Consider the following 17,765-nt stretch of genomic DNA (forward strand, 5'->3'; position numbering starts at 1 on the left):
CTCAAAAGTTTGGGTTAAGTTTTCTGGTCTAGTCCAGTTTGTTGCAGATAGAGTAATGACGGTTTTTTACATTCCGATGACACAAAGGTGAAAAATTAACTAGTGCCTGCAGCTCTTTGTTGTTTGATTCGCTTTAAAGGAGGTAGGAGTATGTTGTTAGATGTTTGGCTTAACTGAATAAGATTTGTCATACTCGCGTTATCAGCGACAGGTTTTCAGTAAAGGAATGGCAACGTGATTTATGCTTTGATTGCGGCGATTGGACTTTCTCTTTTTATTTATAGCATTACAGCTCGACAACTAGATAGGGCGGAGCTCACCGCACCTATGTGGTTTGTGCTAACGGGCGGGGCGATAGGCTTTGTGCTTGGTAATATTGAAGGAGGGCAACAAGCTTTAGCGGTAGATATTAATGGCTTACAGACTTGGTTGCCGATTATTGAGCTGACGCTTGCTATTTATTTATTTTCCGATGCTGCAAAAACGCGATTACGGGTGTTATCTCACAGCTTTCAGTTACCGGTTAAATTATTACTCGGGTTGCCATTAACCATGGTATTTGGCGCGTGGGTGGCTCATGAGCTGTTCCAGTTATCTTGGTTGGCTTGCTTTTTAATTGCGGTGATCATCACCCCAACCGATGCCACTTTATGCAAAACCTTCATTCAGGATAAGTCTGTGCCCACCAGATTACGTGAGGCAATTAATGTGGAAAGTGGTTTGAATGATGGCCTATGTATTCCGGTATTTCTGTTTTTACTGGGAGTATTAGCTGAGCGAATGCAAGCGACGACCGAATCATTTGCTTGGATTTTTATACGTGAAGTGGGGATTGCACTCGTTGCCGCGGGGTTACTGACAGGGGTGATCATTTGGTTACTTAAACGCGCCTATCAACATCATTACTTTGCGTCTAAAACCAGCCCTTTTCTCTTTGTTGGCATCGCTTTTTTAGTTTTCTCGGTAACTCAAGCTTTGCATGGCAGTGGCTTTATTGCTGCATTTGTCAGCGGTTTGCTGTTTGATAAATATTATCGTGATGAGTTTAAAGATCAGCTCATCGAAGAAGGTGAGCACCTCGCCGAATTTGCGGCTTTTATGATCTGGATTGTGTTTGGTTTGTCGGCCAGTGTAGTGCTGCTAAACGTTACCCAATGGCAGGTTTGGGTGTACGCAGTGTTAGCAACTGCCATGTTTAGATTGATCCCGGTATTCCTCTGTTTGTTAGGTGGTGCACTGACAACCAAAGAGCGCTTTACGTTAGCTTGGTTTGGCCCCAAGGGATTGGCTTCGGTGGTGCTAACCTTAATGCTACTCAGCGAAGAGTTGCCAAATGGTTTGCAAATTACTCAAGTGGCAATGGCAACGGTGCTGTTGAGCATTTTTGTGTTTGGATTATCTAGTCGACCCATTTCTAAATTATTTACCAGTGCTTCTGGTCGAGAGTGATTACTCTAAATAACAATTGGTATAGCGTATGATTTCGTATCTGAATTGTACTGTTATATTGTAACCTATTGTGAAATAAAATATTTTTTGTCACTTTGCTGAAATAAAAAAGTCATGTAACGCGCCTAGACTGTGCCCGCCTTACAGACAAATATTACGTTTCAGGAACAGTACAATGAATAAAAAGTTACTTACAGTTGCTATCTCTGCAATTCTACTTACCGCGTGTGATGACGATACAAAAACCGTTGAGGTGATCAAAGAAGTTGAAGTCATCAAAGAAGTACCAGTGCAAGAAGTGACACAAGTAAAAAATGTGATCCTTATGATCGGTGACGGTATGGGACCACAGCAAGTTGGCTTACTTGAAGAGTATGCTCAGCGCGCGCCAAACTCAACTTATAAAAACAAAGGCAATCAAACAGCGCTGTCTAAACTTGCTGCGGGTGGTCATTTAGGCCTTTCCATGAACGCACCACATGGCGCGACTGGCAGTCTAGTAACTGACTCTGCTTGTTCGGCAACTCAATTAGCAACCGGCCTTGCAGCAGGCTCAGAAATGATAGGCCTTGATGCCGATGGCAATAAAGTAGCGACTATCTTAGAAAAAGCCAAAGCCGCGGGTAAAGCGACGGGTCTTGTTTCAGATACGCGTATTACGCACGCGACGCCAGCGGCATTTGCTGCCCATATGCCGCATCGTTCATACGAAGCTGAAATCGCTGAGCAATTAGTTCGCTCTGGCAGCGTTGATGTGATGTTATCTGGTGGTGCTCGCGTATTTGTACCAAAGAGCACGCCTGACAATGCTGAAGTACAAGCACAACTCGACGCGCTTGGCATGCCTAGTAGCGTATATAAAAGCTCAAAGCGTGGAGATGAAACTAACCTAGTTGTTGAAGCAAAAGAGCAACATGGTTATGGCCTTGCTTTTGATAAAGCACAATTAAGCAGTTTTGAAGGCGAAAAAGTACTAGGTCTATTCGCAAACTCTGGTATGAGTGACGCAATTGCTTACAAAGCTTGTCAACAAAGCAACAACTGTACTCAGCCTTCATTAAAAGAAATGACGGTGAAAGCGCTTGATATCTTGTCTAAAGATGAAGATGGCTTTTTCTTGATGATTGAAGGTGGTCAAATTGACTGGGCGGGTCATGCAAACGATGCAGGTTGGATGCTAAATGAGCTGCTTAAATTTGATGAAGCCGTTGAAGCTGTGCATGAATGGGTAAAAGACCGTAACGATACACTAGTCGTTGTGACTGCAGACCATGAAACGGGTAGTTTTGGCTTTAGTTATTCAAAGCATGAGCGTCCTGAAGCACAAACGCTGTCTGGCGATGGTATGTATGTAAATGGTGTTGCTAAAGAATATCATCCTAAGTTTAACTTTGGTCCACTTGCGCAACTAGACAAGCTTTACGCGCAAACAGGCACCTTCTTCGATATCCTTGCAGAAGCTGCGCCTGATGAAGCCTATGAGAATGTATCGGGCCCAACTTGGAAAGCGACTATTGAAGATATGACGGCTTACACGGTGACGCTAGATAATGCAGAGAAGGTTGGTCAAAGTGTCTATGACGATAATGATGCAACGATGATCCCTGCGTTTGAGGACTTCGGTGACTTTTATGTATACGCCAAAGAAGATTACACCGGAAAAATCGCTCGCGCGATTGCTTCAGAGCAAAGCATAGTGTGGGGTACTGGTACGCATACGGCTGCGCCAGTACCAGTTTATACTTTCGGTCCTGCGGGTGTAACTAAGCAGTTCTCAACCATGCAGCACCATGTGGACGTTGCAAACAAAATGATGACTGCGCTTGGTTTAACTGAATAAACCAAGCACCTAGATTTAAGTAACTTCAGTTAAGCCACAGCAATGTGGCTTTTTTCTGTCATTAAGGTTAGAAACTCGCGTTGTGGTAGCGGCTTTGAATAGTAATAACCCTGACCAAAATCACATCCAGCCTGTTTTAATAGCTGATGCTGAGTCGCGGTCTCAACGCCTTCAGCGATGACTTTTAAACCAAGGCGATGAGCCATCAAAATAATGGTTTCACACAGGGTTAAATCGTCTGCATTGGTTGCAATGCCATCGACGAAGCGCTTATCAATTTTCACAAAGTGACAATCTAATTGCTTTAGATACGCAAGTGATGAGTAACCCGTGCCAAAGTCATCTAACGCAAATTGAAAACCTTGCTGCTTTAAGCGTTCAACTCGTTGTTTTGTGCGGCTATCATTGTGCATCATCATTCCCTCCGTAACTTCTAAAACCACGTGTTCAGGGGGGATCGCAAGCGTCGTGAGTTTGTCACTCCAGCTTGCTAAGGTGCAATTTTTAGCGGCAAATTGGACCGGTGACACATTGATGCTAATTTGTGTTGTATGGCCTAAGTGCTGTAGTTGTGTCAATGTATCAACAGACTGCGAAAATGCTAAATCGCCAATATGATGAATGAGCTGGGTTTCTTCGGCTAACGGAATAAACTCAGCGGGACTCACCATACCTTGCTCTGGGTGTCGCCAGCGGATCAAGGCCTCGGCTTTGGCGACGCGATTATCGTCAAGTGATACGATAGGCTGGTAGTGCATTTCAAATTGATTGTTATGCAGTGCAGTACGAATACCTTTGAGCATGTGCATTCTAGATTCTGCGACTTTGCGTAAAGCGTCATCAAAAATCACATAGCCGTTACGACCTTGCTGCTTTGCTCGATACATTGCTTGATCGGCAGCCTTTAATAGGGCTTCTGCACCATTACCATCTGTTGGTGCGGTGGCAATCCCCATACTTGCAGTGATATGGCATTGCTCATCTTGGATCTCAAAAGGCTGTTTGAATGCGGACTGGATCTGAGCTGCTAGTGCTTTGCACTTTGCTTTATGTTCGTCATCCTCCAACACAAAGACAAACTCATCACCTCCAATGCGGGATAAAAACGCATGCGGAGCCATACTCTTTAAACGTTGTGCGACTAACTTCAAGAGTAAGTCGCCGTAATAATGGCCTAATGTGTCGTTAATATCTTTAAAATTGTCGAGATCGAGTAATAACACGGCGGTTTGTTGTTGTCCGCTGGCAACCTGTTTTTTTAAGTGTTTTTTAAGTCCCACACGATTATGAAGATCGGTTAATTCGTCAAAATGTGCTTGTTTCCAGATCAGCGCATCTTTACGCTTTACTTCGGTAATATCGGTGAAGATCGCGACGCGGCGGTAGATCTCACGGTTGCTATCGTAAACGCTATCAATAGTCAGCCATTCGGTGTAAAGCTCGCCATTTTTCTTACGGTTGACAATCTCACCTTGCCAACGGCCGTGTTCGTTGAGCTGCTGCCACATCAATTCGTAAAAGCTACGGTCATGTTGACCCGATCCTAACATGGCAGTGGACTTACCCAGCACCTCTGAGCGTGAGTAACCAGTTACACGCGTAAAGGCAAGGTTGACGTCCAAGATAAAGCCATTGGCATCCGTGATGATCATACATTCGCTGCTATTGTTGTACACCAATGCTGCAAGGTTTAGTGCTTCTTCTTGATGCTTACGTTGGCTAATATCACGGAAAATCAACAACGCCTGTGGATGTGACTCAATGGCACATAGGCGACATTCAACCACTTGATTACTGGTTGGTGAAAACTCAAGTTGCACATAGGTTTTGTCATTCAACAGCGCAAGCTCTGCGCGGATCCGTTTATAGATATGTTCTGGGAGCAATTCCCTAAGCGTTTGTGCTTTGTCTGTGTAATCGCCATAACGAGATAAGATCTGAGCCTGTTGATCTAAGCGCACATAGCTATCGGGGAGTGCATTAATCAGGGCTTTTACAACGGCAAGTCTATGATTTGCATTGTCTTCAGCGGCTAAGCGTGTTTGCGCCATATGAGCAAAACGCTCGGCGATATGCTCAAATTCACTGGGCACTTTGGTTGCGTTAAAACGGCGATCTTGCTTGCCCGATTCAAGTTGTGCAATAGCATGCTTGAGTGCGCCAAGCGGTTTTAAAAGTTGTTGCTTTAATTGCCAATGTGTTTGCCAAAACAAAATAGACACAAGCGCCAAAAATATTCCTAGAAAGAGTGCAAAACGCTTATCTATGCTGCTCAACTGGGACTCAAAATCGAAACTAAAGTAGATTTGTAACGCTCGGTTGCTGTTATTGAGTGATTGCTTTACATACACCAAGCGATTGCCTTCTGGGGTGTTTAGTAGCGTCGCCTGTGTGCCTAAATTGCTTGGCCAAGAACTGCTAACAGCACGGCCAAGTTCTGCATTTGCTGCTGGATATTGCGCAATGATTTGCGCTTTAGCGTCGGCAATCATTACCCGAGTACCAACAGGAAGAGGCAGTTTTGCAAGGGTCTGGCTCCAATGCGTTAAGCCTTTGACCGCGACAAGCATAAATAAAAGTTGCTGTTTATCATCGTAAATTGGTAGCGCGAAGTTGACTGTTGCACGCTGCATGCTGCGGTCAATTTGATACTCACCAATACTAAACTGGGCAGTGCGCATTGCGGTTTTAAAGTAACCACGATCGGCGATATTGATCTCGCGTTGATCTGCTTGATGCGTAGTACAAAGTACGTTCCCTTGTGCGTCAACTATGCCAAGGTTAGCTAGGTTGGGGCTGAGCAGCATCGCGTGATAAAGCAGCGGCGGGCATTTGCCGTGCTCTACGGTAAGATGATCAATACGGGTCGACAGTTGCTGTAAGACTTGTTCTGTATCTGCGAGCTCTACCTGCTGGATCGCCGCAACTTGTTTGGCGTAATGCAGCGCCTGTTGTGACTGTTGTGTTAATGCCTGCTGACGTTGCTCACATAATAGAAATAAAATAATGATCAGACATGGCAAGCACAGTAGAACGAGTAAGCGATAAAATCGAAACTGTATTGAAGATTTCAGAATAATCCCACCTATGGAGCTGATCAGAGAGCGCGAATGATACCGAATCAAGTTAGGACAACCAAGCAAATTTGCATAAATAATTCAGCTGCAAAAGCATCACTGAGCGAGGGCTAACAGATAGAATTTTTAATTTCTAAATTGAAAGTATGATGTGATTATCCGGTCAAAAAAAATGGCATTTTTTCATCTCTCCACTTTTTTCCACAAAATTCATGATCTTCCACAAATCCCGCGATTTTTCTGGCTTTCAAAGGCGTTAAAGGTACCGACTGAGCTTGACAAAAGTGCTTGTCAAGCCCTAGACTGTTCTTCTGTGGTAAAAAGTGGGTTTTAGTGGATCAAACTGGATCAACTAACTTAGAAATAGGATCACGCATGTTTCGAGGTGCAAGTTCGCTAGCTTTGGATGACAAAGGGCGTTTTGCGGTGCCGACTAAGTACCGTCAACCGCTGCTGTCTGAAGATCAGGGAACCGTTATTTGTACTATTGCGATCAACGAACCGTGCTTATGGCTCTACCCACTCTCCGAATGGCTAGAAATTGAGACCAAACTAAGTCGCATCTCTAACACCAATCCCAGAGTAAGACGCTGGCAACGGATGTTGCTAGGTCATGCTACAGAATACCAACTAGACAAAAATGGCCGGATTTTACTGGCGCCTTCATTGCGGTCCCATGCGCAATTAGGCAAAAAGATTATGCTAGTTGGGCTACTCAATAAATTTGAAATTTGGGACGAAGAACGCTGGTATCAGCAAATGCAGGCAGATACCGAAATTGAACACTCAGGAAACTTTGAGGAAAGCCCTGAACTGGAAAACTTTTCCTTGTAGGGGTAAACAAATTAATGAGCGAAGAGTTTAAGCATATTTCGGTATTAATGACCGAAACCCTAGATGCCCTAGCAATTAACCCTGAAGGTATATATATCGATGGGACGTTTGGTCGTGGTGGGCATTCAGGTGAAATCCTCAAAAGGTTGTCGACTGGGCGTTTACAAGCCATAGATCAAGACCCTCAAGCGATTAAAGCGGCTGAAAAGTTTGCTGATGATACACGTTTCTCTATAGCGCGAAGCCGCTTCTCGCAAATTAAATCTGTCGCGGAACAAGCCGGTATCTTAGGTCAGGTAGATGGCATCTTGTTGGACATTGGTGTGTCTTCACCTCAGCTTGATGATGCAGACCGTGGCTTTAGTTTTATGAAAGACGGGCCATTGGATATGCGTATGGATCCTGACTCAGGTCGCAGCGCTGCACAGTGGCTAGCTGAAGCAGAGCTTGAAGAAATGGTGTTTGTGATCAAAAAGTATGGCGAAGAAAAGTTTGCCACTCGTATTGCTCGTAAAGTCATTGAAGTACGTGAGCACACCGCGATTACAACGACGGCGCAATTAGCGCAACTGATAGATGAAGCTGTGCCTGTCAAGGACAAACATAAGCATCCTGCAACTCGTACTTTCCAAGCTATTCGTATTTATATTAACAGCGAGTTAGAAGAAATTCAGACTGCATTGCAAGCGTCACTTGAGGTGTTAAAACCTGGTGGTCGGTTAGTGGTGATCTCGTTTCATTCTCTAGAAGATCGCATTGTAAAGCAGTTTATCAAGAAGCAGAGTAAGGGAGAGGCGATACCCAGAGGTCTGCCTTTAACGGATGAACAACTTAAACAAAATCTCACCTTAAAGGCAGTGGGTAAAGCCATTAAGCCTAGCGATGCAGAGATTGCACAAAATCCACGCTCGCGAAGCTCAGTATTAAGAGTGGCGGAGAAGCTCTAATGAATGCAAGTAAGCAACGTCAACCGAATCTATTTGTAGAAATAGGCTATTACATCATTGCTAATAAGTTGACGGCATTCTTGCTACTTACGATTTTGATTTCTGCACTCGCGGTAGTGCAAATTACCCATTTAACTCGCCAGCAATTGATACAGCAGGATGAGCTATTACAACAGCGCGATGAGTTAGACCTACAATGGCGTTACCTCGTTGTGGAAGAAGAGTTTTACTCTCAGCATGCAAGGATAGAAGAGATAGCCAAGATGCAGTTAGAGATGAAACGCCCAACCAGTAAAGATGAACAGGTGATTGTGCTGCCATGAATAAACAAAAGCAAAAAACTCAATCTATTATCACCTGGCGCTTTGCTCTAGTTTGCGGCGTGATGCTCACCGTTTTTATGACGCTTGTTGCACGCGCTGCATTTTTGCAAGTAATTGAGCCTGATAAGGCAATTGAAGAAAATGATAAGCGCACCGTACGGGTTGAGAAACTCAATGTCCAACGAGGTATGATCTTCGACCGCAATGGCAAAGAGCTGGCTGTGAGCGTGCCAGTTGTGAGCGTTTATGCAGATCCCCTTGCCATTGATAAGGCACTTGCCAAAAAAGTGTTACGTAAAGCCCGTAAAGAAGGTGAAGATTATAAAGCGTTAGAGCAAAATGATGCTGAGCTGAAAATACGGAAACAAGCTTGGTACGATGATGAGCTCAGGTGGAAAGAGCTTGCAGATGTACTCAGACTCAAACCAGAAAATGTCGATGAACGGCTTAGGGGAGACCCAAGCCGTCGTTTTGTCTATTTGAAGCGTCAAGTGACGGCGGTTGTTGCCAACTATATTCGTCAAATGCGCCTGCCGGGCGTGCACTTGCTTGACGAGTCCAAACGTTTTTACCCAAGCGGCGAAGTAACAGCGCACATGATTGGTGTAACCGATATTGATGGCAAAGGTATTGAAGGCGTCGAGCGTATGTTCGACTCTGCATTAACCGGTACGGCTGGTAAACGCACCATTCGAAAAGATGCGCAAGGTCGTGAAGTACAAGTACTTTCAGAAGAACAGCGTGTTGAGCCAGAAGATGTTTACCTGAGTATTGATTTACGGATCCAAGCCATTGCCTACCGCACGTTAAAGTCGGCGGTACTGAGCTACAAAGCTACCTCTGGTTCGGCGATAGTTGTTGATGTACACACTGGCGAAATTTTAGCTTTGGTGAATAGCCCAAGCTTTAATCCTAACGATCTAAGTACTGCCGCACCTTATAAACGTCGCAATCGTGCTATGACTGACCTATTTGAACCCGGTTCAACCTTAAAGCCTTTAGCGGTATTGGCTGGTTTAAATTATGGTGCAGTTAAGGCAACAGACACGATAGATACCTATCCGGGCTGGATGAACTTAAGTGGTGGCTTAGTGAAAGACACTCGCAACAATGGTGAGCTGAGCTTAAGAGAGATCCTTAAAATCTCCAGTAACATGGGAGTTGCGAAGATCTCGCAGATGCTGCCAAAAGAGTATTTTATCAATCTATACCAACAAGTGGGTTTTGGTGAGCCAACGGGCTCAAACATGATTGGTGAAAGCGCAGGTCTATTTTATCCAAACCGCCGTTGGTCTAACTTTGAAATTGCAACACTCTCTTATGGTTACGCAGTATCTGTAAGCACTGCACAAATGGCGAGACTTTACGCCATGTTTGGAGCCGGCGGTATCTTGCGACCACTCACTATTGTGAAGCAAGATGAAATTCCTGAAGGCAAGCGTATTTTTAGCGAGCAAGATACACATGCCGTGGTAGAAATGATGGAGTCAGTATTTGAACGTGGCGGCACTGCCCATAACGTAAAGGTTGATGGATACCGTGCTGCTGGTAAAACAGGTACTTCAGAAAAAGCCGTGGCGGGTGGCTATGGTGATGAGTACGTTGGTTATTTTGCGGGCGTTGCACCGGTAAGTGACCCAAGGCTTGCGGTTGTGGTGATGGTTAATGAACCGGCGGGAGATGTTTACTATGGCGGTCAAACCGCAGGGCCTGCTTTTGCTGAAATAATGTCTAATGCACTGAGAATTTTAAATGTAGCGCCTGATAAAGAGCGCGTGGCTTATATTTCTGGAGCAGATAACGATGCGTGATCTGGCTCAGGTACTCAGTGATTATGGTGTCAATATTGCCCCTGTTAAGGTTGAGAATCTGCGCATAGACAGTCGAGCGATTGAGCCAGATGATTGTTTTATTGCACTGCAAGGTCATGCCCAAGACGGTGCTAAATATGCCGCCAGTGCCGTTGCGCAAGGCGCTAAATGTGTGCTTGCAGAAACGGGAAGCGAGCTTAATGTTGCACCAGAGCAAGCGATTTTTATCGACAATCTTGCCGATAAGTTGGCGGCAATTGCAGCGCAGTTTTATGCATACCCGAGTAAAAATCTCAAACTCACAGGCGTTACTGGCACCAACGGTAAATCTACCACGACAGCAATGATTGCCAATTTAGCGAGCCTAACCGGTAGTGCTGGTGCTGTGATAGGTACGCTTGGTTATGGTCAACCAGACAGCCTTATTCCGCTGGCAAACACCACGCCGTCAAACGTAGATTTACAACGTATTTTGGCGTTTTTACAGCAACAATATGATCAAGTCGCGATGGAGGTCTCTTCCCATGGCTTGGTGCAAGGTCGAGTTGACGAATGCGACTTTGATGTGGCTGTTTTCACCAACTTGACGCGCGATCACTTAGATTATCACGGTGATATGCAAAGCTATGCAGAAGCTAAGAAACTGCTATTCACTCGCTGTGCGCCAAATCACAAAGTCATCAATATTGACGATGAAGTGGGTGCAAGTTGGGCCGCTGAGTTCGGCGACGACACTGTGGTTGTTTACGGTCGCTGGAGTGAAAAAAATAGCTACCAACAATATGTATTCTTTGATGCCGTGTCGGCACACCCAAATGGTTTGACGGCGACATTAAAAACCAGCTGGGGTGAATGTGAAGTTAGTGTGCCGCTGTATGGTGAGTTTAATCTTTATAATTTAGCTGCTGCGATTGCGACTTTACTATTGCAAGGTGCAAGTCTTGAAGCATTAAGTGAAGCTTGCAGCCAACTCGCGCCAGTTGCAGGCCGCATGCAGCCATTTAGTGCCCCTGAAAAACCTACATGCATTGTTGATTATGCCCATACCCCAGACGCTTTGGCTCTTGCACTACAAGCTTTGCGAGCACATGTACCGGGTAATCTTATCTGTGTGTTTGGTTGCGGTGGCGATAGAGATAAAGGCAAGCGTCCTGAAATGGCGCGAGCTGCAGAGAAATATGCAGATAAACTGGTGATCACCAGTGATAATCCACGAAGCGAAGATCCCAATTTAATCATTGACGACGTTAAGGCAGGACTCATCCACCCTGAGTATGCTGTCTGCCAGCCAGATAGAGGGCTAGCCATTCAACACGCGATAGACCTAGCTGATGAAAACAGCGTGGTGCTGATTGCGGGGAAAGGGCACGAGGGTTATCAAATTATAGGTACTGAGCGCATTGATTTTTGTGATAGGCAATGCGTTGCAGCGATTTTACGAGGGGAAAAGGCATGATCAAGATGGATTTTTCTTGGCTTGCAGCAGTCTTAAAAACCCCTTACGACGGGGAGAATTTGGCAGTCGCCAATATTAATACTGATACCAGAACAATACAGTCTGGAGAGGTATTTCTAGCACTTAAAGGGCCTAACTTTGACGGCCACCGTTTCTTGGGTGTGGCCAAAGCACACGGTGCTATCGCAGCTATTGTTTCTGAGCACGATGAAGATATCGATTTACCACAGTTTGTTGTTACAGATACGCGCATTGCTTTAGGCCAAATTGGCCGAGCAGTGATTGAAACTGTCGCCCCTAAAACCATTGCAATTACCGGCAGTGTCGGTAAAACCACAGTGAAAGAAATGTGTGCGGCGATTTTGGCGCAAAAAGGCAAAGTCCTTGCGACGAAAGGTAATTTTAATAACGACATCGGGGTACCGTTGACGCTATTGCGCTTAAGTGAAGATGATGAATATGCGGTGATAGAACTCGGCGCTAACCACTTGGGTGAAATTGCTTATACCACTGCATTAGTAAGTCCAGACGTGGCGACAGTATGTAACGTCGCACCAGCCCACATCGAAGGGTTTGGTTCAATTGATGGCGTAGGAAAAGCGAAAGGTGAGATTTTCTCAGGCCTAAAAGCTGACGGTGTCGCAGTCATCAATGCGGATAGCGATTATGCTCAGATGTGGCAGGAAAGCTTAGCTGTTTCTAAAGTGAAACGTTATAGCTTAAATGCTCAGCTTGATATTTGGGTGGAAGCAATTGAGTTGGATGAGCTAGCTCGCCCTACCTTCACGCTATGTCTGGGAGAAGAGCGTACCACCATTAGTTTACCGCTTAGTGGCCAGCACAACGTTGGCAATGCGTTGATTGCGGCTGCATTGACAACCGAGCTTGGCGCAAGCTTAAGTGAGGTGGCAACGGGTCTTGGAAAAATGGCTGAAGTAAAGGGCCGTGTCAACATGATCCAAGTCTCGGACACGTTGCGTGTCGTCGATGACACCTACAATGCAAACGTGAAATCTGTCAACGCGGCGATTGATTTACTGGCGTCTATGTCTGGCTATAAAGTATTGGCGTTGGGTGATATGGCAGAACTGGGTGAAGATGCTCGCGAATATCACCGTGAAGTCGGCGAGTATGCTAAGCAGCAAGGCATTGATGAATTGTTTTCATTGGGGGTGCTGAGTAGCAGCGCTAGCAATGTATTTGAAAAGCCAAATCGTCATTTCTCGACTCGCGAGAACTTAATGAAGGCGTTACGGGTTGTATTGGCCGAGCAATCAGGACAATGCACCGTTATCGTTAAAGGATCACGTAGTGCGCGGATGGAACTGCTCGTTGAAGAATTAGTAAACGCTGGCCAGTCGGATAGCGAGACAGGAGAAGTATCATGTTAGTTTGGCTAGCCGAGTATCTTACCCAATATTATTCTGGGTTTAACGTATTTTCTTACCTTACGTTGAGGGCGATTTTAGGCATTTTAACGGCCTTAATGATTTCGTTGTATTTTGGCCCTAAACTCATCGCTGCATTACAGCGCATGCAGATTGGTCAGACCGTACGTGATGATGGCCCTGAATCGCACTTGTCCAAGTCGGGTACCCCAACCATGGGTGGACTGTTAATTCTTGCTGCGATCTTTACCAGTACGCTACTGTGGGGCGACCTTAGCAACAAATATGTATGGGTGACGTTATTTGTCATTGGCAGCTTAGGTATTGTTGGGTTCGTGGACGATTACCGCAAGGTGATCAGAAAAGACAGTAAAGGCCTAATCGCACGTTGGAAATACTTTTGGCAGTCGGTTATTGCGATCTCTACGGCGGCATTTTTGTACTTTACGTCTACCAGCGCTGCGGAAACCACGCTAGTCGTGCCATTTTTGAAAGATGTATTACCACAACTTGGTTTGTTCTATTTGGTCATGAGTTACTTTGTGATTGTGGGTACGTCAAACGCAGTTAACCTGACTGATGGTTTGGATGGTCTTGCCATTGTTCCGACCATTTTGGTTGCCTCAGCACTCGCTATTATTGCATACGTTACTGGTAACGCGAATTTCTCAAGCTACCTCCATATTCCTCATTTACCACTCACGAGTGAACTGGTTGTGGTATGTACGGCGATTGTTGGTGCAGGCCTTGGTTTCTTATGGTTTAACACCTATCCTGCACAAGTTTTTATGGGCGATGTGGGTTCATTGGCGTTGGGTGGTGCACTCGGGATCATCGCTATTTTAGTACGCCAAGAGTTAGTGCTGATCATTATGGGCGGTGTATTTGTGATGGAGGCATTATCCGTGATTTTACAGGTAGGGTCTTACAAACTCAGAGGTCAGCGGATCTTTAGGATGGCCCCGATTCACCATCATTACGAATTAAAAGGATGGCCTGAGCCGCGCGTGATAGTCCGTTTTTGGATTATCTCGATTATCTTGGTTTTGGCCGGTCTTGCGACGTTGAAGATTAGATAATGACGTATATTGAGCAATTACAGAAAAAGCATGTCACGGTACTGGGACTTGGAGTCACAGGACAGGGGATTGTGCGTTTTCTGCTGTCGCACGGTATTAATCCAAAAGTGGTTGATAGTCGTCCAGTGCCTCCGGGCTCGGACTGGCTAAGTCACAACGCACCTGAATGTGAAGCGGTATTTGGCAATCTTGCTGATGCCGCTTTGGCGCAAACGGATCTGATTATCATCAGCCCAGGGATCCCGTTATTTGAACAAAGCGTTGCCGCAGCCATTGCCGAAGGCGTTGAAGTCATCGGCGATATCGAGCTATTTGCACGCCTTAATACCCGCCCTGTGATTGCCGTTACGGGCTCGAACGGTAAGTCCACCGTTGTTACGCTCGCGACAGAAGTATTGAAAGCCGCAGGCTTAAAAGTTGGACTTGGCGGCAATATTGGCACGTCTGTGCTGTCGTTGTTAGAGCAGCCGCATGATGTTTATGTACTTGAGCTGTCTAGTTTTCAGCTTGAAACCACTCATAGCTTGGCTTGTTTGTCGGCAATGATCCTCAATATTACTGAAGATCACATGGATCGCTATCCTGATTTTCAAGCTTATATTGAAGCGAAGCAACGTATTTACCAGCATGTTGAACATATTGTCTTTAATGCTGAAGATCATTATACCTTTGCGCAGCATGGGCAAGGCAGCAGTGTATCTCTCACTGAGGGGGATTATCACTTAATGACCTTTGACGGTGAGGCGTATTTCGCACACAAACAAACACCATTGCTAGCGGTAAAAACGTTGGCGATGGTGGGGCGACATAATCAATTTAACGCCTTGGCGGTATTAGCATTATTAGCGCCGATGCAATTGCCTATGCAGGCATTTGCCTGCGTGTTTGCGAGTTTCACGGGGTTACCTCATCGTTGTCAGTTGGTTGCCGATGTTGCTGGGGTTCGCTACTTCAACGATTCGAAGGCAACGAATGTTGGCTCGACGGTCGCCGCTATTGATTCTTTAGCTTCAGGTCGCAAAAATATTATTTTGATCGTGGGTGGTGATGCGAAAGGGGCAGATCTTTCACCGCTCAAGACGCCACTCACTACGCATTGCAAAGCGCTATTTTGTTTCGGGCAAGACGGTGCACAGTTTATGCCACTGCTGCGCAATAGCCATCAAGTCAACAATTTGGAAGAAGCCGTGTTGGCGGCAAAAACGATAGCGACCAATGGTGATATTGTGCTATTAGCACCAGCCTGTGCCAGCATAGACATGTATCCAAACTATATGGCGCGTGGGGATGAGTTCGTCCGTTTAGTGGGGGAACATGCTTGATTAACGTCGCTGATATCAAAGAGGCGCTAACGCCTCGCCAGTCCGAGAGCTTATTTGACGTACCTTTGATGTACTGCATGCTCATGCTTATTGGAGTGGGATTTGTGATGGTGACAAGTGCTTCTATGCCGGTTGCCGAGCGACTATTTGATAACCCTTTTCACTTTACCATTCGCCACGTTATCTTTTTAGTGGGCTCGTTTATTCTCTTTTGGTTCGCGACAAGTGTGCCAATGACTTGGTGGAAACGCAGTAATCCATATTTGCTGCTTTTTGGCTTGGTACTGTTAGTGGCGGTACTCATTATTGGTCGCGAAGTAAATGGTGCAAGACGCTGGATCCCGCTTGGTCCTTTTGGTTTGCAAGTAGCAGAGGCATCTAAGCTATTTTTCTTCAGCTATATTGCCGGCTACTTGGTACGTAAACGCGATGAAGTACAAGAAAACATCAAAGGCTTCGCCAAGCCAATGATTGTGTTTGCGGTGTATGCGTTCTTAATTTTGATGCAACCAGATTTAGGTACTGTGGTAGTCATGTTTGTGACGACCGTTGGCCTGTTGTTTTTAGCCGGTGCAAGGCTTTGGCAGTTTTTTACCTTAATGCTTACCGGTGTCTCTTTGGTGGTACTGCTTATCATCATTGAGCCATATCGTATGAAGCGTGTCGTGGGCTTTTTAAACCCTTGGGAAGATCCATTTGGCGCCGGTTATCAATTGGTACAATCCCTAATGGCATACGGCCAAGGTGGCTGGTTTGGTCAAGGCTTGGGTAATAGCATACAAAAGCTACAGTATTTGCCGGAAGCACATAATGACTTTATTTTCGCTGTAATAGCGGAAGAGCTGGGCTTTATTGGGGTATTTAGCATTATTATTGTACTCGGCGTATTGGTTACTCGAGCGCTCTTTATCGGGCAAAAGGCCCTTAAAGCAGGTAAAGAATACGAAGGGTATTTTGCCTTGGGCATTGGTATTTGGTTTGCCTTTCAGGCAGTCGTTAATATTGGTGCGAGCGCTGGCATTTTACCCACTAAAGGTTTAACACTGCCATTTGTTTCTTACGGTGGCTCTAGCCTTTGGGTGATGACAATTGCGGCAGGCATTCTACAACGTATAGATTTTGAGACAAAAATGTCGACAAGGCAGGCAACATCCCGTGGAGGTAGGCGATGACAAAACGTCTTCTAGTGGTCGCGGGCGGTACAGGTGGACATATTTTTCCAGGTATTGCAGTGGCACAATTTTTACAGGCGCAGGCTTGGCAAGTGAGCTGGGTTGGCACTGCGGACCGAATGGAAGCCGATGTGGTGCCGCGTTACGGTTTTGAAATTGATTTTATTGCTATGAAAGGCGTCCGTGGTAACGGGGTCAAACGATTACTAACAGCACCATTTATGGTTTTAAAAGCGATACTTGCAGCAAAGCGTATTTTACAACAGCGCAAACCTGATGTGGTGTTAGCCATGGGCGGTTATGTAACTGGCCCTGTAGGTGTTGCTGCGAAACTGCTTGGGATCCCTTTGGTGATCCATGAGCAAAATGCGGTTGCGGGTATGAGCAATAAGTTGCTGGCGAAAATTGCAAGTCGCGTATTAGCGGGTTTTCCCGGCGCATTCAATGAAAAGCTCGCTCAGGTTGTGGGGAATCCGGTACGTGCAAGTGTTGCTGAGATTAGCGATAAACCCGTTTCAGTGCCGTTAAATCTATTAATTGTCGGTGGTTCATTGGGAGCAAAAGCACTGAATGAAACCGTGCCAGAAGGACTCAAGTTACTAAAGCTACAGGTGGCCAGTATCGGATTAAATATTCGCCATCAAAGCGGTAAACATAACCAAGACGATACACAACAACGATATGAAAGTGCAGGCATTAATGCTGAGGTCAGCGAGTTCATTCATGATATGGATGCCGCATACGCTTGGGCTGACTTGGTTATTTGCCGTGCCGGTGCGCTTACCGTGAGTGAAATAGCCGCAGCTGGGAAAACGGCGATTTTTGTGCCTTTCCCACATGCCGTTGACGATCACCAGACGGCTAACGCGCAATTTTTAGTGTCGGCTGGGGCTGCTTATATATTACAGCAAACTGCACTGACGCCAGAAACGCTAGCAACGACACTGCAGCCACTTGTTATTGAGCCGCAAAAAATTGCGACCATGGCAGCAAAAGCGAGACAATGCGGTAAGTCGGAGGCAACAGCGAAAGTTGCCCAAATTTGTACAGAATTATCGAACTAGGAT

13 protein-coding genes are annotated in these 17,765 nt (G+C 45.7%); 12 read left to right on the plus strand and 1 reads right to left on the minus strand.

The window, feature by feature from the left end; translation table 11 throughout:
- The first annotated feature begins 234 nt into the window (after positions 1-234).
- Complete coding sequence (locus GSF13_RS07660; protein WP_211867704.1) at positions 235-1,449, plus strand: cation:proton antiporter; 1,215 nt, start codon at positions 235-237, stop codon at positions 1,447-1,449.
- A 175-nt stretch (positions 1,450-1,624) separates the two neighbouring features.
- On the plus strand, positions 1,625-3,289 hold the full coding sequence (locus tag GSF13_RS07665; RefSeq protein WP_211867706.1) for an alkaline phosphatase: 1,665 nt from the start codon (positions 1,625-1,627) through the stop codon (positions 3,287-3,289).
- Positions 3,290-3,318: 29 nt separating this feature from the next.
- Here the strand turns inward: GSF13_RS07665 and GSF13_RS07670 are convergent, their stop codons facing one another.
- On the minus strand, positions 3,319-6,414 hold the full coding sequence (locus GSF13_RS07670; protein ID WP_249122749.1) for an EAL domain-containing protein: 3,096 nt from the start codon (positions 6,412-6,414) through the stop codon (positions 3,319-3,321).
- A gap of 327 nt (positions 6,415-6,741) precedes the next feature.
- Between GSF13_RS07670 and mraZ the strand changes: the two genes are divergently transcribed.
- Genes mraZ through murG form a run of 10 tightly spaced genes read left to right on the plus strand, consistent with a single transcriptional unit; the run spans position 6,742 to position 17,762 of the window.
- Positions 6,742-7,200, plus strand: a complete 459-nt coding sequence (mraZ, locus tag GSF13_RS07675) for a division/cell wall cluster transcriptional repressor MraZ (protein WP_010368661.1) — start codon at positions 6,742-6,744, stop codon at positions 7,198-7,200.
- 14 nt (positions 7,201-7,214) lie between these two features.
- Positions 7,215-8,147 carry a 16S rRNA (cytosine(1402)-N(4))-methyltransferase RsmH gene (gene rsmH, locus GSF13_RS07680; RefSeq protein WP_039494187.1) on the plus strand — a complete coding sequence of 311 codons (933 nt, stop codon included), beginning with the start codon at positions 7,215-7,217 and terminating at the stop codon, positions 8,145-8,147.
- Positions 8,147-8,470 (plus strand): cell division protein FtsL, encoded by a 324-nt coding sequence (gene ftsL / locus GSF13_RS07685; RefSeq protein ID WP_010368658.1) that lies wholly within the window; start codon positions 8,147-8,149, stop codon positions 8,468-8,470. The genes rsmH and ftsL overlap by 1 nt, the downstream gene beginning before the upstream one ends.
- Positions 8,467-10,281, plus strand: a complete 1,815-nt coding sequence (locus GSF13_RS07690; RefSeq protein ID WP_211867714.1) for a penicillin-binding transpeptidase domain-containing protein — start codon at positions 8,467-8,469, stop codon at positions 10,279-10,281. The genes ftsL and GSF13_RS07690 overlap by 4 nt, the downstream gene beginning before the upstream one ends.
- Positions 10,274-11,737 carry a UDP-N-acetylmuramoyl-L-alanyl-D-glutamate--2,6-diaminopimelate ligase gene (locus tag GSF13_RS07695; protein ID WP_211867716.1) on the plus strand — a complete coding sequence of 488 codons (1,464 nt, stop codon included), beginning with the start codon at positions 10,274-10,276 and terminating at the stop codon, positions 11,735-11,737. The genes GSF13_RS07690 and GSF13_RS07695 overlap by 8 nt, the downstream gene beginning before the upstream one ends.
- Positions 11,734-13,128, plus strand: coding sequence for a UDP-N-acetylmuramoyl-tripeptide--D-alanyl-D-alanine ligase (gene murF / locus GSF13_RS07700; protein WP_102056076.1), 1,395 nt, complete (start codon positions 11,734-11,736; stop codon positions 13,126-13,128). Before GSF13_RS07695 ends, murF begins: the two co-directional genes overlap by 4 nt.
- On the plus strand, positions 13,122-14,204 hold the full coding sequence (gene mraY / locus GSF13_RS07705) for a phospho-N-acetylmuramoyl-pentapeptide-transferase (protein WP_010368649.1): 1,083 nt from the start codon (positions 13,122-13,124) through the stop codon (positions 14,202-14,204). The genes murF and mraY overlap by 7 nt, the downstream gene beginning before the upstream one ends.
- On the plus strand, positions 14,204-15,526 hold the full coding sequence (murD, locus tag GSF13_RS07710; protein ID WP_211867718.1) for a UDP-N-acetylmuramoyl-L-alanine--D-glutamate ligase: 1,323 nt from the start codon (positions 14,204-14,206) through the stop codon (positions 15,524-15,526). The genes mraY and murD overlap by 1 nt, the downstream gene beginning before the upstream one ends.
- The gene (gene ftsW / locus GSF13_RS07715; RefSeq protein ID WP_010368646.1) at positions 15,523-16,698 is read left to right on the plus strand and encodes a cell division protein FtsW; all 1,176 of its coding nucleotides are present in this window, start codon (positions 15,523-15,525) and stop codon (positions 16,696-16,698) included. The genes murD and ftsW overlap by 4 nt, the downstream gene beginning before the upstream one ends.
- Positions 16,695-17,762 carry an undecaprenyldiphospho-muramoylpentapeptide beta-N-acetylglucosaminyltransferase gene (gene murG, locus GSF13_RS07720; RefSeq protein ID WP_010605802.1) on the plus strand — a complete coding sequence of 356 codons (1,068 nt, stop codon included), beginning with the start codon at positions 16,695-16,697 and terminating at the stop codon, positions 17,760-17,762. Before ftsW ends, murG begins: the two co-directional genes overlap by 4 nt.
- Positions 17,763-17,765: the final 3 nt, after the last annotated feature.

This window comes from Pseudoalteromonas sp. M8, from assembly GCF_018141365.1.
GTDB lineage: Bacteria > Pseudomonadota > Gammaproteobacteria > Enterobacterales > Alteromonadaceae > Pseudoalteromonas.